General features: G+C 47.8%; 15 protein-coding genes. 10 read left to right on the top strand and 5 right to left on the bottom strand.

Annotated features, from left to right (window positions below):
* Positions 1-13 precede the first annotated feature (13 nt).
* On the bottom strand, positions 14-1,606 hold the full coding sequence (metG, locus tag NC994_RS02010) for a methionine--tRNA ligase (protein WP_190440769.1): 1,593 nt from the start codon (positions 1,604-1,606) through the stop codon (positions 14-16).
* A 409-nt stretch (positions 1,607-2,015) separates the two neighbouring features.
* On the opposite strand from metG, the gene NC994_RS02005 reads away from it, so the two are divergent.
* Positions 2,016-2,738 carry a lysophospholipid acyltransferase family protein gene (locus NC994_RS02005; protein ID WP_190430404.1) on the top strand — a complete coding sequence of 241 codons (723 nt, stop codon included), beginning with the start codon at positions 2,016-2,018 and terminating at the stop codon, positions 2,736-2,738.
* A gap of 228 nt (positions 2,739-2,966) precedes the next feature.
* The gene (locus NC994_RS02000) at positions 2,967-3,782 is read left to right on the top strand and encodes an alpha/beta hydrolase (protein ID WP_190440765.1); all 816 of its coding nucleotides are present in this window, start codon (positions 2,967-2,969) and stop codon (positions 3,780-3,782) included.
* Positions 3,783-4,009: 227 nt separating this feature from the next.
* Here NC994_RS02000 and NC994_RS01995 read toward each other — a convergent pair whose 3' ends face one another.
* The gene (locus NC994_RS01995) at positions 4,010-10,309 is read right to left on the bottom strand and encodes a CHAT domain-containing protein (RefSeq protein ID WP_242032607.1); all 6,300 of its coding nucleotides are present in this window, start codon (positions 10,307-10,309) and stop codon (positions 4,010-4,012) included.
* A gap of 240 nt (positions 10,310-10,549) precedes the next feature.
* Complete coding sequence (locus tag NC994_RS01990; protein WP_199299811.1) at positions 10,550-11,389, bottom strand: COP23 domain-containing protein; 840 nt, start codon at positions 11,387-11,389, stop codon at positions 10,550-10,552.
* Between the two features lie 313 nt (positions 11,390-11,702).
* On the opposite strand from NC994_RS01990, the gene crtR reads away from it, so the two are divergent.
* A complete protein-coding gene (gene crtR, locus NC994_RS01985; protein WP_190440762.1) occupies positions 11,703-12,605 on the top strand; it encodes a beta-carotene hydroxylase in 903 nt (300 codons plus the stop codon).
* Positions 12,606-12,662: 57 nt separating this feature from the next.
* Here the strand turns inward: crtR and aroH are convergent, their stop codons facing one another.
* Both aroH and sppA read right to left on the bottom strand, forming a co-directional pair.
* Entirely contained in the window at positions 12,663-13,097 is a 435-nt protein-coding gene (aroH, locus tag NC994_RS01980) for a chorismate mutase (protein WP_199291973.1), read from the bottom strand.
* Between the two features lie 81 nt (positions 13,098-13,178).
* The gene (gene sppA / locus NC994_RS01975; protein ID WP_190440760.1) at positions 13,179-14,000 is read right to left on the bottom strand and encodes a signal peptide peptidase SppA; all 822 of its coding nucleotides are present in this window, start codon (positions 13,998-14,000) and stop codon (positions 13,179-13,181) included.
* 432 nt (positions 14,001-14,432) lie between these two features.
* On the opposite strand from sppA, the gene NC994_RS01970 reads away from it, so the two are divergent.
* The 7 genes from NC994_RS01970 to NC994_RS01940 all read left to right on the top strand — a co-directional run bounded on the left by NC994_RS01970 (position 14,433) and on the right by NC994_RS01940 (position 22,936).
* Positions 14,433-15,554, top strand: a complete 1,122-nt coding sequence (locus tag NC994_RS01970; protein ID WP_190440757.1) for a DMT family transporter — start codon at positions 14,433-14,435, stop codon at positions 15,552-15,554.
* 238 nt (positions 15,555-15,792) lie between these two features.
* The gene (locus tag NC994_RS01965; protein ID WP_242030630.1) at positions 15,793-17,106 is read left to right on the top strand and encodes a HEAT repeat domain-containing protein; all 1,314 of its coding nucleotides are present in this window, start codon (positions 15,793-15,795) and stop codon (positions 17,104-17,106) included.
* 60 nt (positions 17,107-17,166) lie between these two features.
* Positions 17,167-18,240: a glycosyltransferase gene (locus NC994_RS01960; RefSeq protein WP_190441267.1), complete on the top strand. Its 1,074-nt coding sequence runs from the start codon at positions 17,167-17,169 to the stop codon at positions 18,238-18,240.
* 16 nt (positions 18,241-18,256) lie between these two features.
* Positions 18,257-19,198, top strand: coding sequence for an LD-carboxypeptidase (locus tag NC994_RS01955; protein ID WP_190441264.1), 942 nt, complete (start codon positions 18,257-18,259; stop codon positions 19,196-19,198).
* A gap of 149 nt (positions 19,199-19,347) precedes the next feature.
* On the top strand, positions 19,348-20,568 hold the full coding sequence (locus NC994_RS01950; RefSeq protein ID WP_190440753.1) for a hypothetical protein: 1,221 nt from the start codon (positions 19,348-19,350) through the stop codon (positions 20,566-20,568).
* A 281-nt stretch (positions 20,569-20,849) separates the two neighbouring features.
* A complete protein-coding gene (hemE, locus tag NC994_RS01945) occupies positions 20,850-21,899 on the top strand; it encodes a uroporphyrinogen decarboxylase (RefSeq protein WP_190440751.1) in 1,050 nt (349 codons plus the stop codon).
* 59 nt (positions 21,900-21,958) lie between these two features.
* On the top strand, positions 21,959-22,936 hold the full coding sequence (locus tag NC994_RS01940; RefSeq protein ID WP_190440748.1) for an NAD(P)-dependent oxidoreductase: 978 nt from the start codon (positions 21,959-21,961) through the stop codon (positions 22,934-22,936).
* The last annotated feature ends 224 nt before the right edge of the window (positions 22,937-23,160 follow it).

Below are 23,160 nucleotides of genomic sequence, written 5' to 3'. Positions count from 1 at the left end.
AAGACGAAACTCTTCAGGGGAGTTCCAGCCTTGGAAAAACAGGTCTGGCTTCACCTAAAGCTTGTCTTGCAGTTAGTGTTCCCCAAGTGGCATGAGCGGAAAACGCAGCCGAAACATCTATTAACGTTTTGTTATTAAAGTCAATTGAAAAACCTAGCTGTTGGTAAATGTCACTACTGATGGTAGGAATAATCGGTGATAGCAGATAAGCTGCTAGTCTAACAGATTCTAGAACCGCATACAGGACTTGTTCGACGGCCTGTTGTTGCCCTTGCTTATATAAAGTCCAAGGAGCTTGATCGTCAATAAATTTGTTGCTGGCTCGAATTAGAGTGAAAATATCTGCGATCGCATCACTAAACGCCAGAGATTCATAAGCTTGAGCAACGCGATCGCCTAAACTAAGGCCAATTGCTTTAATTGTGTTATCTGCGGGGATGTTTTCAGCTAAGCAGTCAGGCACGATGCCATTGCAATATTTCTTTGCCATGTTCATCGTCCGATTGAGTAAATTGCCCAGATCGTTTGCTAAGTCAGCATTGAGGATATTGATAAACCGAGTTTCGTTGAAATCTCCGTCTTGCCCAAATTCAATCTCCTTGAGAAAATAGTAACGAATAGCCTCAGCTCCGTAACGTTCGACTAAAGCGATGGGATCGATCGTATTACCAACCGTTTTACTGATCTTTCGCCCGTCTTTTGTCAGGAAGCCATGTCCAAATATTCGAGCGGGTAGCGGCAGATCCGCTGACATTAACATGGCAGGCCAATAGACCGCGTGAAACCGCAGAATGTCTTTACCAATCAGGTGCATATTAATCGGCCACCACTTGGATAAAGCATTCTCTAGCGTCGGTTCGCTATCTGGTTCGAGCAACGCCGTGACATAGCCCAGCAAGGCATCAAACCAGACATAGATGGTGTGGCTGGGATCGACGGGTATAGGGAAGCCCCAGTCTAAATTCACTCGCGAAATGGAGAAATCTTGAAGCCCCTGACTGACAAAGCTCAAAACTTCATTGCGGCGAATTTCTGGCTGGATAAAATCTGGTTGCTGGCGATATAAGTCTTCCAGCTGGCTTTGGTACTTAGAGAGGCGAAAAAAGTAGTTTTGTTCATCCCGCCACTCGACTTCTTTGTTGGGGTGGAGGGGGCAGTGGTGTCCTTCTAGAAGGTCGCGTTCCTCTTTGAATTCCTCGCAGGAGACGCAATACCAGCCCTTTTGTTGCCCCAAATAAATGTCGTTTTTTTCCCAGACGCGCAGGAAAAACTCTTTAACAATGGCTTGATGGCGAGAGTTCGTCGTGCGGATAAACCGATCGTACTGGATATTGAGTTTTTGCCAAAGGACATCGAATCCAGCCGCAATTTCATCCGAGTGAGCTTGCGGTGAAAGCCCTTTGGTTTCTGCTGTGCGCTGAATTTTCTGCCCATGCTCATCCGTGCCGGTAATCAACAGCACAGACTTTCCCCGGAGCCGTTCAAACCGAGCCACCACATCCGCCGCCATTGTTGTATAAGCGCTGCCAATGTGGGGTACGTCGTTCACATAATACAGTGGTGTAGTAATTGCAAATGAATTTTTACTTGTATGATTAGCACTCATAAATATAAAAAACAACCCCTTTCTTGCTTTTGATCATATACTTCGGGCTGCAATTTTGTATCTTTTCGTTATCTTGTCTTGAGAGTTCCACTTAGCTCCGGGAAATATAAGTATAAAATGTTACTTTTCCTTGACAAAATTAAAATCGTAAAAAATCTTTACCAGCGATTTCTACCCTGAGAGATTCGTATAGGTGAGGAAGTTACGTTAATAATTGTATTAAGAAAAATTAAGTTATGGGGCGATCGATCGCATCTGCTCAACGAATAAAGTCCAGGCTTGGTAAAAAGTGGAGAATGAACTCAAGAGTCAAGATTCAGTCTACCTCTAGACTCTAGCCATTTATAATCAAGGCGATTGCCTGTTGACTGTAGCGATCGCGCTTCCTGCAAGAAAGCCTATAGAAAGCATGTCTTCAGATAACCCATTACAGATTTCTCGCTTGCTGATGAAGGCAATGGGAACGCAGATGTATATATACCATCAGGATCGCGTTCCTCAAGAAGGTGGCGTTTTAGTGGTGAGCAATCATCGCAGCGTCATGGATGCGCCAATCCTGATGGCAGCTTTAAATCGTCCGATTCGCTTTGCCTGTCATCACTACATGGGACAAGTGCCCGTGATGCGGGAGATTGTCAATCAACTGGGTTGTTTCCCTTTGGAGACGCCAGAACACCGCCAGCAAGATTTCTTTAACAAGGCAATCAGCCTGTTGCAGTCCCAGCAGGTGGTTGGGATATTTCCAGAAGGTGCCCAACCAATGGTAAGCCTAACCCAGCCGAATGAAATGAAAACCTTTCATCGGGGATTTGCTCATTTAGCTTTGCGAGCGCCGGTGCAAAATTTGGCAATTTTACCCGTGGCGATCGCATCCCAGGAAGAAACCAATAACTCGGCAATCCCTCTGCGATTATTAAGTTTATTTGACCCTTCCGAACCCCTATTTAAACAGGCAGGCTGGCATCCGATGGTCGTTTACCGTCGATCTAGCATCCTAATTGGGCGTCCCTGTTGGATTACGTCTCAAGTGCGGGAACAATATCAAGGAAAACAAGCCAAAACTGCTGTTGCCAGTCTTATCAATTACTGTCAGGAAGAAATTGCTGGTTTACTTCGTCAAGTTTGGTATTAGTTCGCAAGGATGGGAGTCTGCCATAGAATAAGAATTAATACCTACGTCTACAGGTAGATGGCTTAAGGGTAGGCAAATGGGCAAAGTCCGCTCTCAGTATCCGTCGCCTTCAAGAATTTAGACTTGCCTAGTTTTTCACCGAAGTGTCTTGAGTCCTCGAATCGTTCGCATCCGCCCCAAAGAAAGGAATAAATTTTTGACCTGTTGTTTTTAAATGGACATTACGAAATGCCAGACGTAAAAAGCCATCCTTGTTTTCTCACCCCCAGGCTGTTTAATCCAGACTGCCCGCTGTTCGTGTTCCTCCCAGGCATGGATGGCACGGGTCAATTGTTGCGAGCGCAGACCGAGGGGTTAGAAGCAGCCTTTGATATCCGTTGTTTGGTCATCCCAGCCGATGACTTGACCAGCTGGGACGATCTAACCGATCAAGTGGTAGCGCTGATTGAAGCAGAAGTAGAAAAACAACCTAATCGGTCAGTTTATCTGTGCGGCGAGTCATTTGGGGGCTGTTTGGCGATGAAAGTAGCGTTGCGATCGCCCGAACTATTTGACCGAATTATTTTGATCAACCCCGCTTCTTCCTTTAATCAGCGACCTCTGCTAGCTTGGGGATCGCTGGTGAGCGGTTGGATACCGGAAGTCCTCTACCGAGTGGGATCGGTGTGGTTATTGCCGTTTTTAGCTCATTTAGAACGGGTTGCACCGCGCGATCGCCGCGCCCTTCTAGACGCTATCCACTCCGTACCCCCAAAAACTGTCCTTTGGCGACTGTCCCTCATCAGAGATTTTGATGTTGATGCTTCTCAATTACGTCGCATCACCCAACCTACCCTGGTGATTGCCGGAGGTACAGACCGACTACTGCCCTCTGTAAGTGAAGCTCAGCGCTTAGCTTCTTGCCTACCCGACGCGGAAATGGTCATACTGCCGAAGAGCGGTCATGCTTGTCTTTTAGAAGCTGATGTCAACCTCTACGCAATTATGAAAGCTGAAAATTTTTTAGAAAGTCGGGATAAAGTTTCCCTATTGGCGGTTTCTTAGCGAGCCGTCATTCAGCAGGAGATATGAATTGAATAAAAGCTTGTCATTTTGTACGCTGGGAACCGACCCCCATGTATGATTGTTCTGCGCGTTAAGAGCCTGCTGTTTGAAGTCCCAAACTGAATACTCAAACGGGTTTGATGGAAACGGGTTTGATGGGTAGAGCGGCAGGAAAACTTATCCTAAAAACAATTCAGTTTGTCTACTTTGTGATGAGTCATTTGCTTTTACCAAGGATTGCCAATCATTGTAAAAGCAGACCAGTAATAAGGATGGGAGAGGACTTGATTTCCGATTCCTAGCAATTGGGGTGGCAAAGAGATATCCCCATTGCGAGTCCGTAACTTTCCTCCTTCCAGTCGCACTTGCCCCCTGAGCATCGCTAACTGAGATTGACGTAGCGCCTCTGCCTTAATCGGAGCTGTTTTTAGTTCCTCGTAGAATTCTGCCATTAGTCCTAGAGTTCCCTCATCGCTGACGTACCACAAACTTGCCAACGCCGATTTCACCCCTGCTTGCACCGCTAATCCCGCAAACCCCAACTCTGCCTGCTCGTTCCCCACTGCTGTGCGACAGGCACTCAGCACTAATAGCTCTACTGGTGGGTTGTCCCAACCCAGTTCCCGCCACTGATCGAGTCGCAACTTGGTGTCCCATAACTGAATGTAGGAGTTGCTGGGAGAACCTGAATTAAACTCTCCGTGAGTTGCTAGGTGTACAATCTCAAACGGCTGTTGTTGACGCTGCGCCTTCAGATTCTTTAGCGTAAAATCCTCATTGAGAAAGGACTTGCCTTTCCACAGATAGGGGACGATTGCTGATAATTCCCTTGGTACTGCTGGTAAAGGATTTTTATCCGTAAATTTTGAGATGCCCATTGCCAAAACTTGAGCATTTTTCAAACTCTGGTAGTAAGTATCGGTGAGGCTAAGGCTGGGCATCAAACCAACGCTGTAGCGCTCAAGGATAAACCCTTTACCATCGTGGAGGGCAGCGATGGGGATCGTGCGTAGACCCTCGTCCATGAGGAAGACAAGATTCTGAATATCGAGTCTTTGCAGATCTTTCTCTAGCGGTGCTAGCAGCCATTGATACATCTGCTGAGAGGATGCTAGGTAGCCACGAGCGCTTTTAAGGTTGGTCACTTGCGTCTGGAATTGGTTGGCAAGTTTGAGAACTTTTTGGCGGGTTGCGCCTGTAACTCTTTTCCGAATCGGTTGTCCATCTGCCGTCACTAGTACGAGTTCCAGCTGATCTTGATAATTTTCCGTTTTTTGCGGTTCTAGGCTTTCAGGATTAATGGAATGGTCAATTGAGGAAGATGGGCTTTTTGCCTCATTTGCTACCGCAGTTATGGGAATAAAAACGGCGTAAATGAGTGCCGCTTTGATACCGCTAGATGCTTCAATGCTTCGCAGGGTACTACGGGCATCGGAAAGGCTCCTTGTGGGCGTATCGCTTACGCCTAGATATTGTTCATATTCCTTGGTGAAGGGTTCGTCAATTTGAGCCAACGCAGAATCAACTTCAACCAAGGACTGACTGGTATTGGCCGGAGGGGAAAGCGAAGTAGTCTCCTGCGGTTGTGATGCTTCTTGCTGTGGGATTTCGACGGGCAGTGAGGGGGTTTGAGCAGGGATAAAATCGGGAGTAGGGCTGAAGGTGATGATTTTAATGTTGCCCTGGATGTAAGTGTCCGGCGGTACGGGTACTGAAAAGATTGTGGCAATCGTATTAGTTGCCCCACTGGTTATCGATCCATCTGTCCCGTTGATGGTGGCATTCCCAACGACGAAGGGAGTGGTCGTGCTGCCACTGTGACGGATGGTGATGTCACCGCCGTTGGTTCCACCAGCGGTCGAAATACTGGAATTTAGGCTATTGCGGTCTGTAAACGTGCCTGTAGCCCGAAAGAATTTACCAGCAGTGATATTAACAGTTCCGCCAGTGCCACTTCCCAGACTTTGGGCATTGATGGTACGGGTAGTAATGTTGCCGTTGTTAGCAGTTAAGGCGATCGCTCCCCCATTCCCACTCTGCGAGTAAGAAGACAACTTTTCGGTATCGATCGATCCCGTAGTGCTGTTGAGCGCGATCGCTCCCCCATTCCCACTCTGCGAGTAAGATTCTAGATTGCCGGTGGTGATGTCCCCGGTGGCAGAAAAGGTTATGGCACCCCCCGTAAAGGTTGTCGAGGCGTTAATGACCGATCCAGTGCTGATGCCTCCCGTTCCTGATATCAGCGTGATGTCGCCGCCTTTGCCAAAACCACTATAAGATCTTGCATTCAAATTGCTGGTGGTAATGTCGCCCTTGGCAGAAAAGTTGAGCGCCCCTGCATCGCCATACTGAGAGTCAGAATACACCTCTAAAAGTGAAATTTTTCCAGTATTACTCGTGAGGCTGATGCCACCTCCAGTGCCGAAACCATAAGTGCCAGAATCTAAAGTGCCAGTCGTGATGTCACCGCTGGTAGAAACAGCGATCGCTCCTCCATCGTTATCAACTGACCAAGATTCCACGTTACCTGTCGTAATATTGCCATTGGCTTCTAGGGTGACAAATCCCCCGTAGCCTTCAGAGGAGGTTGTATCTAACAACCCAATATTAATGGCTCCTTGGTTACTGTAGATAGAGATATCACCGCCATCACCCTTCACTGACCAAGATTCCACTTTACTGGTGGTAATGTTGCCATTGGCTTCAAGGCTGATCGCGCCCCCAAAACCTTCCAAGGAAGTTGCATCTAGCGCCCCAGTTTGGATAGTTCCCTGGTTACTGTAGATAGAGATATCACCGCCATCACCCTTCACTGACCAAGATTCCACCTTACTGGTGGTAATGTTGCCTTTTGCATCAAACGCGATCGCGCCCCCAAAACCTTCCAAGGAAGTTGCATCTAATGCCCCAGTTTGGATAGTTCCCTGGTCACTGTAAAGATAAATCTCACCAGCATCCCCACTGTTTGAGAAAGCGTTCAAGTCAGCGGTAGTAATGTTGCCTTTTGCATCAAATGCGATCGCGCCCCCATCACCACCCTTTGAATTTGATCGTACTTGTTGGGTGTCGATCGTTCCTGTATCGGTTGTCAGAGAAATTTTTCCCCCATTGCCATACCCATTTGAAAAAGCATGAATGTAGCTGGTATTAATGTTGCTACCAGCGGTAAGGGTGATGTTTCCCGTAATGCCTGCACTCAGACCATAAGAGCCTGTGTTGAGGATACCAGTGGTAATGTTGCCCTGAGGGGCAAATAAGTTAATCGAACCCGCATCATTAGTCTGGGAGTAGGAGAATAAGTCTCCACTTGTGATGCTTCCCCCACTGCTAATAACGGTGATGTCACCCCCAATCCCAGAATCATAGGAGCGAGAATCTAGACTGCCCGTGGTAATGTTTCCATTGGCAAACAGGGCAATCTCTCCAGAAAAACCATAATCCGACCACGATTCCAAGTCTTTTGTTGTAATTTCTCCAAAAGCCGTCAGCGCGATCGCACCGCCATTGCCGTCAAAAGTGGTTGCGTCTAAGATGCCAGTATTAATGCTTCCTGCTTTGCTAGAGAGGACAATATCCCCGCCATCGTCTTCAACTGACCAAGATTTCAAATCACCAGTGGTAATATTGCCGAAAGCATTCAAGGCGATCGCGCCGCCGTTATCGCTATAAGCGCTAGTATCAAGCTTGCCTGAACTAGTATTGATACTGCCGAGGAAGCTGGTTAGCGTAATCTGACGACCGGAATTGATGATATTGCCAGTCGTGATATTTTGGTTGGCTAACAGGGTAAGCGTCGCGTTATCATCTCCGGCGAGAGTATAACCTGTCGTAGTTATAGAACCGGAACCTACAGGCGATCGCACGGTGACTGGATCGAAGAAGGTGGTGTTGCCAGCCAAAGTGATTGCACCGCTGCTATCTGCCCGTCCGATGATGATTTGAGAAAACCCATTTTCTAAAAAATTGAGTTCGCTTGTGTTGAGATTTAAGCGGTTGTCGTTGACTGTCCCGCCAATGGTAATACCCAAACTGGAAGTCAGAGGCCATAATTGAAGCGTACCGCTGCCCTTGATTTGCGGGGTGCCAGGATTCGTGGAGTCAATAAAATTAATTTCATTCGCGGTAAGAGTGATATTACCGCTACCCCCAATTCCAGTCGGATTAATGCCGCTGTCTTGTAAGAGAATGCCTGCTGCATCACTCGCACCAGTGCCATTTAGGGTAATCGCCCCTGTCCCAACAGATTCCACGACGCTTTCAGAGATAATAATAATCCCGTAGCTATCGCTACCCGTTCCCTTGACAGTGCCAGACAGATTAATATTTCCAGCTTGCGATCGCACTCTGCCGCTTCCATAAACAGCGGTTCCATCCTGACTTCCCGCCCCAGTGCCGCTGGTGCCTGTCAGGGTAAGATTCCCGCTATTGGATTGCACGATGCTGCCAATCGTGCCAATCGAAATGCCGTCATTGTTGAAACCCTTTCCGTTACTGGTACCGATTAGGGTAACGTTCCCCGCCCCAGTGGATGCTACATTGCTACCTGTAGAGACCTGAATTCCATGATTGGCAGCACCAGTTCCGTTACCAGTACCCTGAATATTAATATTTCCATCCACGGAACTCACTTTAGAGTTTTGGATGATTTCTATGCCGTCATTTGCATTTGTTCCACCTCCCGCCGAACCCGTTAGGGTAATCGTTCCGGTTCCGGTTGATTGCACTGCACTGTTGTTTTGAAGCGAAATCCCGTTGTTGGTAGTACCAGTAACACTAAGAAATCCTGTGCCCGTCAGGTTAATATTGCCGCCTTGGACATTAATAATGCTGTTGTTGAGCAGAATGCCATTGGTGTAGGTGGCATTTCCTCGACCAACTCCTGTAAGATTGCCGCCGTTTGTACTAATCGTGGCATTGGTGAGGGCGATCGCGCCGCTACCGTTGATGTCATTATCAGCAAAAAGATTGACATTCAGCTTGCCGCTACTGGAAGCGATCGCTCCATTCAGAATAATGTTGTTGTTAGCTTGTAAAGTAAGCGCGGCATCTCCCCCAGATGTCTTGCTAATAAAAGCATTGCTATTTTGAGTAATATTCCCGGCACCTGGAGAACCAGAAGCAGTTGCCGTGTCGAGGATGACGCTAGTGCCTGTATTCAGGGCAGCATTAATATTGACAATATCCACCGTATTCGTGCCAATCGCACCACCGCCACTATTCACAATCGTGATATCGGTCGGGTCAATCAGCCAAGTACCACCGAGTCCCTGAGGCGCACTTGCATCCGGCGTACTGGTGAGATTCAGAAACTGTTTGCTAGAAGTTTCAATCAACCCACCATTTCCAGAATAAATGCCTCCCCTTGCCGTTAGTGTCCCGTAAATGCTAGCTGTATCATCTGCAAAAACAATGACTTTTCCACCATTCCCGTTGTGCAGTGCGTCGGCAGAAATCACCGAGTCGCTGCTAACCAATGTTTGTAAGGCATTTGGCACTTTGCCTTGACCCTGATAATCACCGCCAATCAGTACCGCACCGCCGCCATTGGTGCCCGAAGCGTTGATATTGGCACTAATGACACTCGCTTGGTTGCCCAAGACATAGACGGTGCCGCCGGTTTGACCCGATACATTCAAGGTGCCAGAAGCAATGGCAGTACCTGGTTGTGTGCCAATTTCAGCACTAGAAGCCGTCAATCGTACCGTGCCATCGCTATTGACGGTTAATCCTGTGGCATTCGCGAGATTTCCGCCCGTTAGCAGCGAAGGGAGGGATAAAGGAGTAAAGGGTAGCGTGGCTGTATTTGAGGTAGGTAGCGGTTGAACTTCTAAACTTAGCGGACTGCCAGGTAGACTCAGCCGCACTAATTTCTCACCCGGTACACCGACTACAGCAATTTGCCCCCCAGTCGCCCTCATCTGCCCCGTAGTAACTGCCGTGCCACCTAACAGGGTTAAATTCTCCGATACTGCCAAATTCCCCGCATTGATAATGCTTCCAGGTTGAGGAGTGTTAAAAATAAACTGGTTGGGCGTTCCGACCAATGTAGCGTAGTCATTCGCCCCCATTGCATTAAACCAATTGCTGCCAAAAGCAATACCTGTGGCAGTGGTGGCGGTAAATGAAGCAGGAACGTTTAGGCTGGCATGAGAACCAAAAATAATGCCTGATGGATTCATCAAGAACAGGTTGGAGTTTCCCCCTGTGACTTGGATTAATCCATTGATATAAGAAGCATTCCCACCTGTAACGCGCCCTAAGATATTTTGAATATTAGGGTTAGAAAGAAAGTTTGCAATTTCCCCAGAATTTAACTCTAGCTGCTCAAAGCTATGAAAAAGATTTGCTTTATCCTTTGAAAGCGTGCCGCCGCTAATGTTAAAACGGTTCCCCTCTGGAGTAACAATTGTGCCGGTGCCGTCAGCCGCTGGGGTAATCGGCTGTGCTTGTACTGGTTGAAGCGAGTTAGCGATCGCTGTTAGTGAAAACACTACCAGTAACAGCCTTATATTTCTAACGGCTGACATAGTTATGCACTTACCCTGGTGTCAATATCCCTAAAGTAACATTGACAGATTCAACGTGTTAGGAATGCTTTTATTTGTTTTAGCTCATAAGAGCGATCGCCATCTATAAATAAATAAAATTGTCTGGCTTCCAGACGGCGCAATATTGGGAAGCCAAACAATTTTGTATCTTCTCTATTCTATTGATTGTGCTGATTATGCGATCGCGGGTTTGAGTCCCCGCTCGCCTATCAACAATTTTTAACGGAAGTTGCCTGGATTCAGTCGAGGATTGGCTCGATTCGAGCGCATAGGCACTCCGCCTTTCAACTGGGTGCCGGTGCCACCATCAGCTCGATCTAAGAAAGGTCGCAGGTTAACGCTTTGTGACTTACGGCTGGAGCGATTCGTGGTCCCGCCAAGGGAAGATAAGCCCAAGTTTAAGAGATCGTTGAGCATCTGAGCATCCCGACCCCCAACAAAGGTATTGACGCCCTCTGTCACCTGTCCGCTGTCAGCAGTGCTGATATTTTGGAAAACGCGATCGCGGATTAACTGCGGATTTTCACCGGGAGGTACAGTCAGGACAATCCGACAGTCTGGATTTTTCTGAGTCGTGATGCAAACAACGTTGTAGTTATTTTCCACCGATGCCCGCATTTCCTGAAGACCATCGGGTCGATAAGATTCTAATCTGCGACTAATTTCGTTACAGCGTCTCTCCGCAGTCCAACCACCGCCTAAAGGACTGGGAGTTGCCCAAGCATAAGCTTGATCGGGTTGACTTTTCGGGTGATACATCACCATATACTGACTGTTCGTTAGCTGGCAGGTAAACCGTGGCTTGTTAGCAGTTGTACTATTCTCTGATTCCGTTCCTGAGCTAGTGGTGCTATCTGGACTCCCATCGGTGTCTACCACAACATCCCCGTCCGAGGTCTGAGTATTCTCATCTTCTACACCCGGCAGTTGCGCTTGCTGAACAGAACCTGCAAAGGCGATACCGCTATTCAGTAGCATTGCTACACCAGCAGATAAAGCCACACTTTTGACAACTAAGGACTTTGTCTCAGACGCGAACCTAGACAGATATGGTGACATATCAACAATCCTCCTGTATATTTTTTGGCTATCGTTAGCATCATTTGAATTAAATGAGCTAATTTCATAAATCTTTATAAATTGGTCTCCGTAGCGTATACTACGAAAGCACGACTAGAATCCCCCGCTTCCCTAGTAGGAATAAGGGTAAGAAGTCAGGAAAATAGCTCGTATTTTTTGAAAATTGTCAATCAGTGGGTACAGTTTCTCGTGTATCCAATGTTGCACAACATACCCCCCTAGATGCCATAGTGACGGGAAAACCGAAGCAAAGTTCCCGCAGAACCCTTAAATCATTAAAAAGGAGAAAACAATGTTGTTGGAGGCACAAAAGCCGCTGACAGTTCCCAGACATTTCCTGGAACCGCCTGCGTCCCTAAGCCCAACGCTACTCATGTTTCTAGCCGCCGTAGCGATGGTTGTGCTATCAAACTTTGGTTATTGGCTCTGGGAGTGGCCTCACTGGTGTTGCTTTGTCACAAACACGATCGCCTTGCACATTTGTGGAACGGTGATTCACGATGCTTGTCATAATTCTGCCCATCGTAACCGAGTCATCAATGCCATCCTGGGACATGGCAGTGCGCTGATGTTAGTCTTTGCCTTCCCAGTATTTACTAGGGTTCATTTGCAGCATCATGCCCATGTCAATGACCCGGAAAACGATCCAGATCATTACGTTTCTACTGGCGGACCCCTGTGGTTAATTCCGGTGCGATTTTTATACCACGAAGTATTTTTCTTTAAACGTCAGCTGTGGCGAAAATACGAACTTTTGGAATGGTTCTTAAGCCGTTTGTTTGTCGGGACGATTTTCTATATTTCAATTCAGTACCACTTCTTAGGCTACATTCTCAATTTTTGGTTTATCCCTTCTGCCCTGGTAGGATTGGCGCTGGGATTGTTTTTTGATTATTTGCCGCATCGCCCTCATCAAGAACGCGATCGCTGGAAAAATGCCAGAGTCTACCCCAACCCCATCCTCAATTTGCTGATCATGGGGCAAAATTACCACCTCATTCATCATTTGTGGCCTTCCATTCCCTGGTATCACTACCAGAATGCTTATTACGCCACCAAGCCCCTCTTAGATGAAAAAGGCTGTTATCAAACTCTGGGAATCTGGCAAGGAAAAAATTTCTGGAGCTTTTTATATGACGTTTTTTTAGGCATCCATTTTCACAACAAATCACCTAAAAACCTAGAAAATAGCTAATAAATGTCATTAGTGATTCGTCAATGACGAGGGACGAATCACTAATGACAAAAAACCTCAGCGATGAAACGACTGAATCGTTGACTGCGAGGATAAGCTAACCTGAGACAAACTCCAATCCGGTCTTAGGCTTTTAGCTCCCCGCAGATAAGGATGGTAAATCGGTGGATGGGAAGCTGGCAAATTGACGTGAATTAAGAAGCGGATGCAACGCTCCAGCCCTCCCTCCACGTGCATTTGCTGGACATCTAGCAGAGGAACATTGTCCCAGTGGGGACGAGAGCGAGCGATCGCAGCGGGAAAGATCGCATCCAGATCCCGCGTTACCGAGAACGTGGCACTAATAATTAGATCGGGATGTAGTTGATTGTGTACTTCTAATTCATCGAGTAGTTCCGCTACCACTTCTCGAATTGCCTCAGCCGTGTTTTGTGAGGCAGTTGTTGCCCCGCGAATCGCTCGAACTCGCCACTCCACGCAAGCATCCTCCATTTTATAATTGAGATTTTGAATTTTAGATTTTGGATTTCAGAATCATCTAAATCATCTATAATCTAAAATCTAAACTTCAGACTAGGGTCGGTAAAGCCACAACGGCTGACCACTGGTAGAAAGTTCAAATTCTAACCAGTCTATCCCAGCTGATAGACTAGATGCCCCTTGAACTCTGCTCGATACCACACGATTCCAGAAAGGTTTGCGTTCTTCCAGGGTGTAACACTTCGTTTTTTCGGGATCGAGACCGACCAGTTCCGCAGCCCAACGGCGGGCATCTTCCTCAGTGCCAAGCCGGTCAACAATTCCCAGTTCTAACGCTTGTTGACCTGTGAAAATGCGACCATCGGCAAAACTTTTAACGGTTTCGGTTGTCAGCTTCCGAGCCTCAGCAACCGTTTGCACAAATTGCTGATAACTGACGTCAATCAGGTCTTGGAGAATATTCTTTTCCGGCTCGGTGAGTTCCCGGTCAAAAGCCAGAATATCTTTATAAGGACCCGATTTGATCACCTTGAAAGAAACGCCAATCTTTTCTAGCAAGCGCTCCAGGTTGTTTCCCCGGAGAATTACACCGATACTGCCGGTAATTGTGCCTGGGTTGGAAACAATGTGTTCGGCTCCCATCCCGATATAGACTCCTCCAGATGCGGAGATATTGCCAAAGCTGGCAACAATTTTCACCTTTTTTTGCAGGCGAGTCAGGGCTTCATAGATTTCTTGCGAATCCCCGACCGTACCACCAGGACTATCAATGCGTAGCAGTAATGCTGGAAACTTTCGTTCTTCAACCGTTTTCAGGCTTTCTAGAACTTGTTTTCGGGTAGTACTGCCAATCGCACCAGTCACTTCAATCCGAGCAATTTGTTTACGAAACTTAGGCTGAAAAGGCCAGATCATGAGCAGGCAAGCAATGAATCGTGAATGAATGAGCGAATTAGAGAAGGAAGCAAATCCTGCAAAACAGTAAATGTTTCCCTAGTAATGCTGGCTCTTTCTCTAGTTTGCACGATCTGCATCGGTTTCGTTGGCTTGCGGGTGAAGCCTGAAAGCTTATCAGAAAAAAGGTTTTCCCTAGCTCCCCAAATTTAACGGGTACTTACAAGTAAAAACCTACCCTTTTGTCGGCATCCCAACAATTTGCCAAAGCGCCTTAACAGAACTACATATTAAGTACAATTAAGTAAATAAACGCGCAACCAGCCAGAAAAAGAGCAAGAAACTGGAAAAATTTTTAATAAATTCAGTTGCGACTTCTGGAAGGGCAGCTCGTGATGACCTGCTTCAAGAGTGCTGATTTGGCTCTGTTATGTACGCCCACAAAGAACTTTTATGCAGCTAAAACTCACAGAATCCAAAATTCCGTTGGCACCCTTGCTGCTGATTGCCCCCTTTTTCTTGTGGGGAACGGCGATGGTGGCAATGAAGGGTGTTATTCCAAATACGACGCCCCTGTTTATGGCTGGTGTCCGGTTGGTGCCTGCTGGGGTATTGGTATTAGTTGCTGCCTTTTTGATGGGGAAACCTCAACCGAAAGGCATTCGGGCGTGGCTGTGGATTAGTTTGTTTGCCTTGGTTGACGGCGCTTTGTTTCAAGGCTTTTTAGCCTTTGGATTAGTGCGAACGGGTGCCGGGTTGGGTTCGGTGATGATTGACTCTCAACCCCTGGTAGTGGCTTTGCTGTCCTGTTGGTTGTTTGGAGAAACCATTGGGCTGTGGGGCTGGCTGGGCTTGGCATTGGGAGTGCTAGGGATTAGTTTGATTGGCTTGCCGGATGATTGGATTATCAATCTCTTCCACGGCAACGCGATCGCTGGCTCGTTTAGCTTCACGCACTTGTTTGAGAGCGGGGAATGGCTGATGCTGCTGGCGGCGCTGTCGATGGCTGTCGGAACAGTGCTGATTCGTTTCGTTTGCCAGTATGCCGATCCGGTGGTGGCGACTGGCTGGCACATGATTTTGGGCGGATTGCCTTTGTTTGCACTCTCCCAAGTGTGGGAATCTGACCAGTGGGTGCATCTAAATACGTCTGGCTGGATAGCATTGAGCTACGCAGCCGGATTTGGGAGCGCGATCGCCTATGGTTTATTCTTCTACTTTGCCTCTAGCGGCAATCTTACCAGTCTTAGTTCCCTCACCTTTTTGACACCCGTGTTTGCCCTCTTTTTTGGCAATCTACTTTTGGCTGAAGTTCTCAGCCCTCTTCAATGGCTGGGAGTGAGTCTAACCCTTGCCAGTATCTATCTAATTAATCAGCGCGAGAAGATAGCCGAACAGGTACGATTGCAAAGCCTTCGCTTCGGGCAACCCTCTACATCTGTTGAAACCAGGGTGACACAAGAAGAAAGCAAAACCGAGCAAATTTCTCTCTTAGAGCCATCCGAGCCATTACCCTATCAATCACTGCCAATACAAGCGAAAGAATCCGAAACCGAGATTTGGCAAAATCGGTAGAAATGAATAGGATGACAGACAAGTTAGCCGCTAAGATTTGAGAGCGAGTTGAAACTTTCTGTTATGATCAGCCCAATATTCACACTTGCTCCCAGAGCCGCTCGCCCAAAACATAGGGATGAATTGCTCGCTAACTATTTAGAACGAATAACTTCATGCTGGTACTAGAAGCTAAGCAGAAAATTATCAGCAAAGGATCTTGTCTGGTTGTATTCACTTAGACAGGTTTCCCAAAACTATGTTCTACCGCTCCACATGGCTTCTAGTTACCTGGATTATGTGTCTGGGCTTTATCCCCAGGTCGGGTGAGAATTCCATAGGATTGCCGTCAGCGATCGCCACTTCTTCCCCCAGTTTACCCGTCTCCCTAGAACTGGCTCAGGCGAGTTCCCCAAACCCTAAAAACGATTTGCCTACCCTCCAAGTAGGCTCTCAAGGCTTTGAAGTTGCAGAACTGCAAAAGTCACTAAAGCGTTTGGGGCACTACAACGGGCCAGTAGATGGCGTTTATGGGCGAACGACAGCCGTTGCCGTCTCTAAATTGCAAACATCTGTCGGGTTAACGCCTGACGGAGTTGCTGGTTCCACGACTCAAGAGCGTCTTCAGGCAGCCGAAACCGCAAAATCTTCACCGGCTCCCACCCCAAAACCCAAGGCGGCTAAACCGAGTTCTGAAGGGAATCGCCTCTGGTGGTTATTAGGTTTAGCAGCAGCATCAGCTGGGGTCGGATTAGGAGTTTACTTCTTGCTGAAATGGTTAGGCAACCTCAACACAGAGGAAGAGCCGGAGTCTGGAGCTGAGGAATCGGATGAAAGCCGCTACGAAGACCCTAAAGATGCCAATCATCCCGCAGATATCCATTCTCACCCGATAGAAAATGACAATGGCAATAACGGCTATCATGCCTCTGCTTTGACCCTTTCAGAAACAAGCAATTTAGAAAAAAGCAATTTAGACGGGAGAACAACCGCACAAAAGCCAACAGAAGCGGTTAGCGAAGCGAAGCCGTTAGCGCATCGGCGGCGAAGCAACGAGGCATCGGTGGGAGAAACCACTCGCCTCCCCAAAATTGACATTGTTAATGAATTAATTAAAGATTTACAGGGAGCCGATCCGACAAAACGACGCAAGGCGATCTGGGAACTGGCACAATGCGGTGACTCCAGAGCAATTCAGCCCTTGGTGGATTTGATGATCGACTCGGATTCTCAGCAGCGCGGCTTAATCTTAGAGGCGCTGTCGCAAATTGGCACCCGCACCCTCAAACCGATGAACCGGGCACTCGCGATCTCGTTGCAAGATGAAAACCCTGATGTTCGCAAAAATGCAATTCGGGATTTGACAAGAATTTATGACACGATCGGTCAAGTCAGCAATTTATTGCGTCACGCTGCTGAAGATCGGGATTCCGAGGTTCAGGAAACAGCGCGGTGGGCGATAGGGCAGTTAAATCGGCTTCGCTTGAATCCTGGCACGGATAATAATTTGCCCGCTTTGCCAAATTCCCAAAATTCCTCTAATCATCCGCCAGAGGAGTCAGAAAACCGCTAAATTGGCGTCTTGACAAGAGTTTAAATTTATTGTTTATCGTTTAGAGTCTAAAAGTTGTCCATCCTGCATCGTCCATTGAAACTGTTGTTGCTCTCAACCTCGGTGGGCGCTCTCGGCACGGGGTTGGGGGGCGGCGTAGAACTAACCCTGCTCAACGTTGCCCAAGAGCTGCTCCGGCGGGGACATACCCTCAAAATTGTGGCTCCCCAAGGTTCTGTGCTGGGAGATATTCCAATTATCGAAATTGCTGGAGAACTCCAGACAACGGCTCAGACTCAAGGACGGAGTGCCCCGATTGTCATGCCGGAGAATTCTGTGCTGGGCAATATGTGGGATTATGCGCGGCAAGTCCAAGCTGACTACGATCTGATTTTCAACATTGCCTATGATTGGCTACCGTTCTATCTAACGCCATTTTTTAATCGAGCGATCGCCCATTTCGTGAGTATGGGTTCTCTCTCGACCGCGATGGATCGCATCGTGGAACAGATCTCCGTCCAGTTTCCTGGTACGGTTGGCGTCTACACATTGACACAGGCAGAAACTTTTCCTAGTCCGTCGCAGTATCGGATTCTGGGAAGCGGTCTGGATTTATCGCTTTATCAATTTTGCCCAGAAGCCTCATCCTGCTTGGCTTGGGTGGGTCGGATTGCCCCAGAAAAAGGTCTAGAGGATGCCGTTGCCGCTGCCAAAATCACCGGCATTCCCCTAAAAATTCTTGGCAAAATGCAAGACGATGCATATTGGAAGCAGATTTGTCAAGATTATCCCGATGCTCCTGTAGAATATGCAGGATTTTTCTCCACATCCGAACTGCAACAGCATTTAGGCAATTGTCGGGCGTTGTTGATGACGCCTCGCTGGGTGGAAGCGTTTGGCAATGTGGTGATTGAGGCGCTTGCTTGTGGAGTCCCCGTCATTTCTTATTCCAGAGGTGGCCCGACTGAAATTATTCAGGATGGGAAGACGGGCTTTTTAGTGGAGCCGGATAGCGTGGCGGGGTTGGTCGAGGCCATTGGACGCATCGATCAACTTGACCGCTATACTTGCCGCCAACAAGCCGAAGCGGAATATTCCCTGGAAGCACTGGGCGATCGCATGGAAGAATGGTTTCGGGATATCTTGCAAAATTAAAACTTAAACCAGAAGAATTTTGGATTTTTCCGCGTACCAACTACCCCCGCCTCTACAAACTGGCGACTTGCTGCGAGTCATTGCTCCCAGCGGTGCCTTGCGAGAACAGGAAGCGTTCCACAAAGGTGTGGAAATATGGCGATCGCGCGGCTACCGAGTCGAAATTAGCAGCGGCGTAGAGGAACGGTGGGGCTACCTTGCTGGTCGCGATGACAGCCGCCGCCAACACCTCGCAGACGCTTGGAAAAACCCTGAATGTAAAGGCATTCTCTGTGCCAGAGGCGGTTATGGTAGCGCCCGCTTACTAGAAGATTGGTCTTGGCAGGGTGCGGAACAAAAAATAGTAGATTTTTTACACCGGACTCCCAAATGGCTAATCGGCTTTTCTGATGCCACTGGCTTGCTGTGGAGCCTCGGTAAAGTTGGCATTGCAGGGGTTCATGGCCCGTTGCTAACTACCCTTGCGGCAGAGCCAGAGTGGTCGATTCAGCGGCTGTTCGATTGCGTAGAAGGTCGCCCCCTAGAACCCTTAAAAGGAGTCGGCTGGGGCGGCAGTAAGGTCAGCGGCATCTTAATCCCCGGCAATCTGACTGTAGCCACGCATTTTCTGAACACGCCCGTACAGCCTCAGCTAGCGGGCGTCATTCTCGCCTTGGAAGATGTGACTGAGGCTCCCTACCGCATTGACCGAATGTTAACGCAGTGGCGGATGACAGGGGCTTTTCGGAAAGTCAAAGGGATTGCCTTGGGGCGCTTTAGCCGCTGCGAAGCTCCGCCGAACATTTCTAGCTTGACGGTGGAAGAAGTATTGCGCGATCGCTTGGGAAATCTTGGCATTCCCATTGTCTCCGATCTTCCCTTTGGTCACGATGGCCCTAATGCAGCTTTACCCTTGGGAATCCCCGCTCAGTTAGATGCAGATCGCGGCAGTTTGAGTTTTTCCTCTACCGAGCAATAATACTTAGGTGCTTCTAGATTGCATCAGTTGAGCAGGCATTTCAAACCGGCTTTACAAGTTTGAGGTGCCTGGACTCTGGGAACTATGGATGGATATCATCTGTCCAAACAGAAGGAAGCAGTTCTTGTTTATAGGAAAACGGGTCTACCATGATGGGTCGTAAGTTTATTAATAGGGTTGCGGCAAGTGTCGCGATCGCCGGGATGATGTTTACGGGGATCTCCGATATCGCTGGAGCAGCAACCGCACTAAAAAATGGTGAAAACGTTAACGGGTTCATCCGTACTAACTCTCCCACCTTCACCTTTAAAAACCAATCTCTAAGGGGTACTCCTGTCCAGAAAGCCTATGGTGAGGAATTCCTGATTAATGCTAAGCAAGGTGATGCAATCGTTGCCGCTGTTGATGTAGAAGACGGTAGTACTCTTTTGCCTATTCTAGTTCTAGTTTCCTCACAGAGTGGGGCGCAGGTTGCCTACGATGACCGATCGGGTTTGGTGAGGTATCGAGTGCCAACGACTGGAGAATATAAACTTCGCGTGTTGGGTAAGAACAACACTAGGGGGAGATACACGCTTTCAATTTCTGGGATTAGCCAGACAACAACTTCCCAAAATCCACCGGCTCAAACTCCCGCGGGTCAAAAAGATGCGCGACAAAAATTTCTAGAAGATGAATATGGATTGAGAGTCCTAGAAAATTGTCCGGCGGTAAGGAGTAATGTTGTTGTTGTCACCTTCCCCGAATACGGTCAAAACTATACCTACTGCGCTAATCCTAACCGCAATATCAAGGCAGGCGAATATCGTTACGACGTTAGCAGCAATGATATCAAGCCAGGGGGTGCTGTTACCCAAAATCCACCGGCTCAAACCCCAGCTCAAAATGACCCCCGGAAACAAGCTCTGCTCAATGAGTATGGGTTGAGGGTTCTGGATACCTGTCCGGAAGTAAAAACTTCTTTGGTTGTTGTCACGTTTACCGAATACGGTCAAACGTACAATTACTGCGCCAATCCTAACCGCCTTGTCAAAGCAGGAGCGTACACCTTTGACATTAGCAGTGGTGACTTAAAGCCGAAAACAACGACTTCCCAAAATCCGACTCAACCTACAGCTAACGATCAAAGAAGCCAACTGCTGCGAAATGAGTATGGCTTGACGGTTTTGGATAGTTGTCCTCCGGCAAAGAATTCTTTGGTGGTCGTGAACTTTACCGAAGCGGGTCAAACCTACACTTACTGCGCCAATCCCAACCGCGTTTTCAAGGCGGGGGAATACACCTATAACCCCACCACCCGCAACTTAGATACGGCTAAGAAACCGACGCGATGCACCGTTGAAATTAGTGGCATCTGCATTGTCAAATAACGTCAATAGGTAGTTAAAAAAGCACGCAACAGAAAAACCCGGTTGATTCAAGAAGCCGGGTTTTTCGCGTGTCGGAGAGTCACTCAGGCTCGCTGACTACTACTAGGGAAATGCACATTCCATGTCTCTAGGAGTTGATACCCTATCTAGAAGGGTTTAGCGTGGATTGCCTCTCTCATGGCGGGCAAACTCAAGAGAAGCGATCGCAAAACTAAACTTGGGGAATCCGACAATGATAAGCTAAACAAATGCCTTTAAATAAGTCTTTAGGTGAAGTGTCAATGACCGTTGCAACCCAAGTTCCGTATCTGCTGAGGGCAGCCCGTGGTGAAGTTTTAGACCGTCCGCCAGTGTGGATGATGCGGCAAGCGGGTAGATATATGAAAGCTTATCGAGATTTAAGAGATAAGTATCCTGCGTTTCGCGATCGCTCGGAAAAAGTAGAACTGGCAATCGAAATCTCCCTACAGCCGTTTCGCGCCTTTGAGCCAGATGGGGTAATTTTATTTTCTGATATTTTAACTCCGTTGCCGGGACTTGGCATTCCCTTTGATATCATCGAAAGCCGAGGACCAGTCATCGATCCGCCCATCCGCAGCCAAGAGCAAATTGATAAACTGCATCCTCTAGAACCTGGGGAATCGCTGCCTTTTATCGGTGAAATTTTGCAAACATTACGCCAAGAAGTCGGCAATAAAGCAACTGTCTTGGGTTTTGTGGGTGCCCCTTGGACGCTGGCAGCGTATGCGATTGAGGGCAAAAGCTCGAAAGACTACGCAATTATTAAAAGTATGGCTTTTTCAGAGCCAACGATGCTGCATCAATTTTTGGCTAAATTGGCGGATGCGATCGCAACTTACGTCCGCTATCAAATTGATAGCGGTGCCCAAGTCATTCAAATGTTCGATTCTTGGGCAGGACAACTGAGTCCTCAAGATTACGAGACATTTGCTCTACCGTATCAGCAGCGAGTTTTCAACCAGGTAAAACAGACGCATCCGGATACTCCCCTGATTCTCTACATCAATGGTAGTGCTGGCATTCTGGAGAGGATGGCACAATCCGGTGCGGATATCGTCAGCGTAGATTGGACGGTAGACATGGCAGAGGCAAGGACAAGACTTGGCTCAAACATCGGTGTACAGGGAAATATGGACCCCTGTGCCTTATTTGGCTCAAAAGAGTTCATCCGCGATCGCATTTATGACACGATCCGCAAAGCCGGAAACAAAGGTCATATCATGAATCTCGGTCATGGTGTTTTACCCAGTACCCCCGAAGAAAACGTAGCTTTCTTCTTTGAAACTGCCAAATCAGTCAAAAATCATTAGTCATTAGTCATTGAACTAAAGACGAATCATTCTTGACTAAGGACGAATGACCAACCCTTATGAACCCCAAGCGGATTTTGGTAACTGGTGCGAGTGGCTGCATTGGTCACTACATTAGCGAAAGCCTGATTCAAGAAACCGAACACGAGCTGTATCTGTTAGTCAGAAATCCAGACAAACTGCAAATTGACTACCAATCTCGACCGGGAATCACCGTTGTAAAAGCTGATTTGCGAGACATTGAACGAGTGGGAAATCTACTCAAGACAATCGATGTCGCGATATTAGCTGCAACCGCTTGGGGCGGCTCCCAAGCGGTATTTGACGTGAATGTGATTAAAACCATCCGGTTGCTAAACTTGCTCGACCCCGCAGTTTGCGAACAAGTCATTTACTTTTCTACCGCTAGCATCCTCGGACGCGACAACGAATTATTGAAAGAAGCGGGAGAACTAGGGACAGACTACATTCGTTCTAAGTATGACTGCTTGCAGCGCTTATCGAAATTAGCGATCGCACCCCGCATCACTACCCTCTTTCCGACCTTGGTTCTCGGAGGAGATGCCAACAAACCCTACTCCCATCTTTCTTCAGGATTGCCAGGGGTGGCAAAGTTGATTGACCTGATTCGCTTTTTTAAAGCTGACGGCAGTTTCCACTATATGCACGGGCGAGATATTGCCCAAGTGGTACGATTCCTGATCGAACATCCTCCTGGCCCCTCGGAACCTCGACAGCTGGTTTTGGGTCAAGCACCCATAACGGTCAACGAAGCCGTAGAAGAAGTTTGTGCTTATTTAGACAAGAAAATTTATTTTCGCGTGCCCCTGTCTCCCTGGCTAGCTGATTTCTTCATCCTCTTGTTCCGAATTCAGATGGCACCTTGGGATCGGTTCTGCTTGCGCTACCGTCATTTTACCTACCAAGATCCCGTCAATCCTGCTACCCTGGGTCTGCCGAATTACTGTGCCACATTCAGCGATGTGCTGAAAATAAGCGGAGTTCAAAAAAAGCAGCTGACAGCTAAGAACGAGTAGAAATTAGATTTAAAAGGTTGTTTTAACGCAAAGGTACGCAGAGGTTAGTGCAAAGGTACGCCAAGGAGGTTAAAGGCTGTCTTCAGAAGAGTTTCTTAGACATATCAAGACCTCTTACTGATTTTCTACGTACCTTTACGTCACCCTTGGCGTACCTTTGCGTTAAAAAAGCTATCAGACTTAACCTAAGCTTGCCAGATTCAGCTAGGCGCGTGTGCTATGTA

This window comes from Trichocoleus sp. AS-A1, assembly GCF_039962015.1.
GTDB lineage: Bacteria > Cyanobacteriota > Cyanobacteriia > Cyanobacteriales > FACHB-T130 > FACHB-T130.
Note: the sequence above shows the minus strand (reverse complement) of the source record. Positions and strands in the feature narration are given on the sequence as shown.

Bases quoted from the DNA above. Each gene is read 5' to 3' on its own strand.
- metG (WP_190440769.1), bottom strand. From the start codon at position 1,606: ATGAGTGCTAATCATACAAGTAAAAATTCATTTGCAATTACTACACCA.
- NC994_RS02005 (WP_190430404.1), top strand. From the start codon at position 2,016: ATGTCTTCAGATAACCCATTACAGATTTCTCGCTTGCTGATGAAGGCA.
- NC994_RS02000 (WP_190440765.1), top strand. From the start codon at position 2,967: ATGCCAGACGTAAAAAGCCATCCTTGTTTTCTCACCCCCAGGCTGTTT.
- NC994_RS01995 (WP_242032607.1), bottom strand. From the start codon at position 10,309: ATGTCAGCCGTTAGAAATATAAGGCTGTTACTGGTAGTGTTTTCACTA.
- NC994_RS01990 (WP_199299811.1), bottom strand. From the start codon at position 11,389: ATGTCACCATATCTGTCTAGGTTCGCGTCTGAGACAAAGTCCTTAGTT.
- crtR (WP_190440762.1), top strand. From the start codon at position 11,703: ATGTTGTTGGAGGCACAAAAGCCGCTGACAGTTCCCAGACATTTCCTG.
- aroH (WP_199291973.1), bottom strand. From the start codon at position 13,097: ATGGAGGATGCTTGCGTGGAGTGGCGAGTTCGAGCGATTCGCGGGGCA.
- sppA (WP_190440760.1), bottom strand. From the start codon at position 14,000: ATGATCTGGCCTTTTCAGCCTAAGTTTCGTAAACAAATTGCTCGGATT.
- NC994_RS01970 (WP_190440757.1), top strand. From the start codon at position 14,433: ATGCAGCTAAAACTCACAGAATCCAAAATTCCGTTGGCACCCTTGCTG.
- NC994_RS01965 (WP_242030630.1), top strand. From the start codon at position 15,793: ATGTTCTACCGCTCCACATGGCTTCTAGTTACCTGGATTATGTGTCTG.
- NC994_RS01950 (WP_190440753.1), top strand. From the start codon at position 19,348: ATGATGGGTCGTAAGTTTATTAATAGGGTTGCGGCAAGTGTCGCGATC.
- hemE (WP_190440751.1), top strand. From the start codon at position 20,850: ATGACCGTTGCAACCCAAGTTCCGTATCTGCTGAGGGCAGCCCGTGGT.
- NC994_RS01940 (WP_190440748.1), top strand. From the start codon at position 21,959: ATGAACCCCAAGCGGATTTTGGTAACTGGTGCGAGTGGCTGCATTGGT.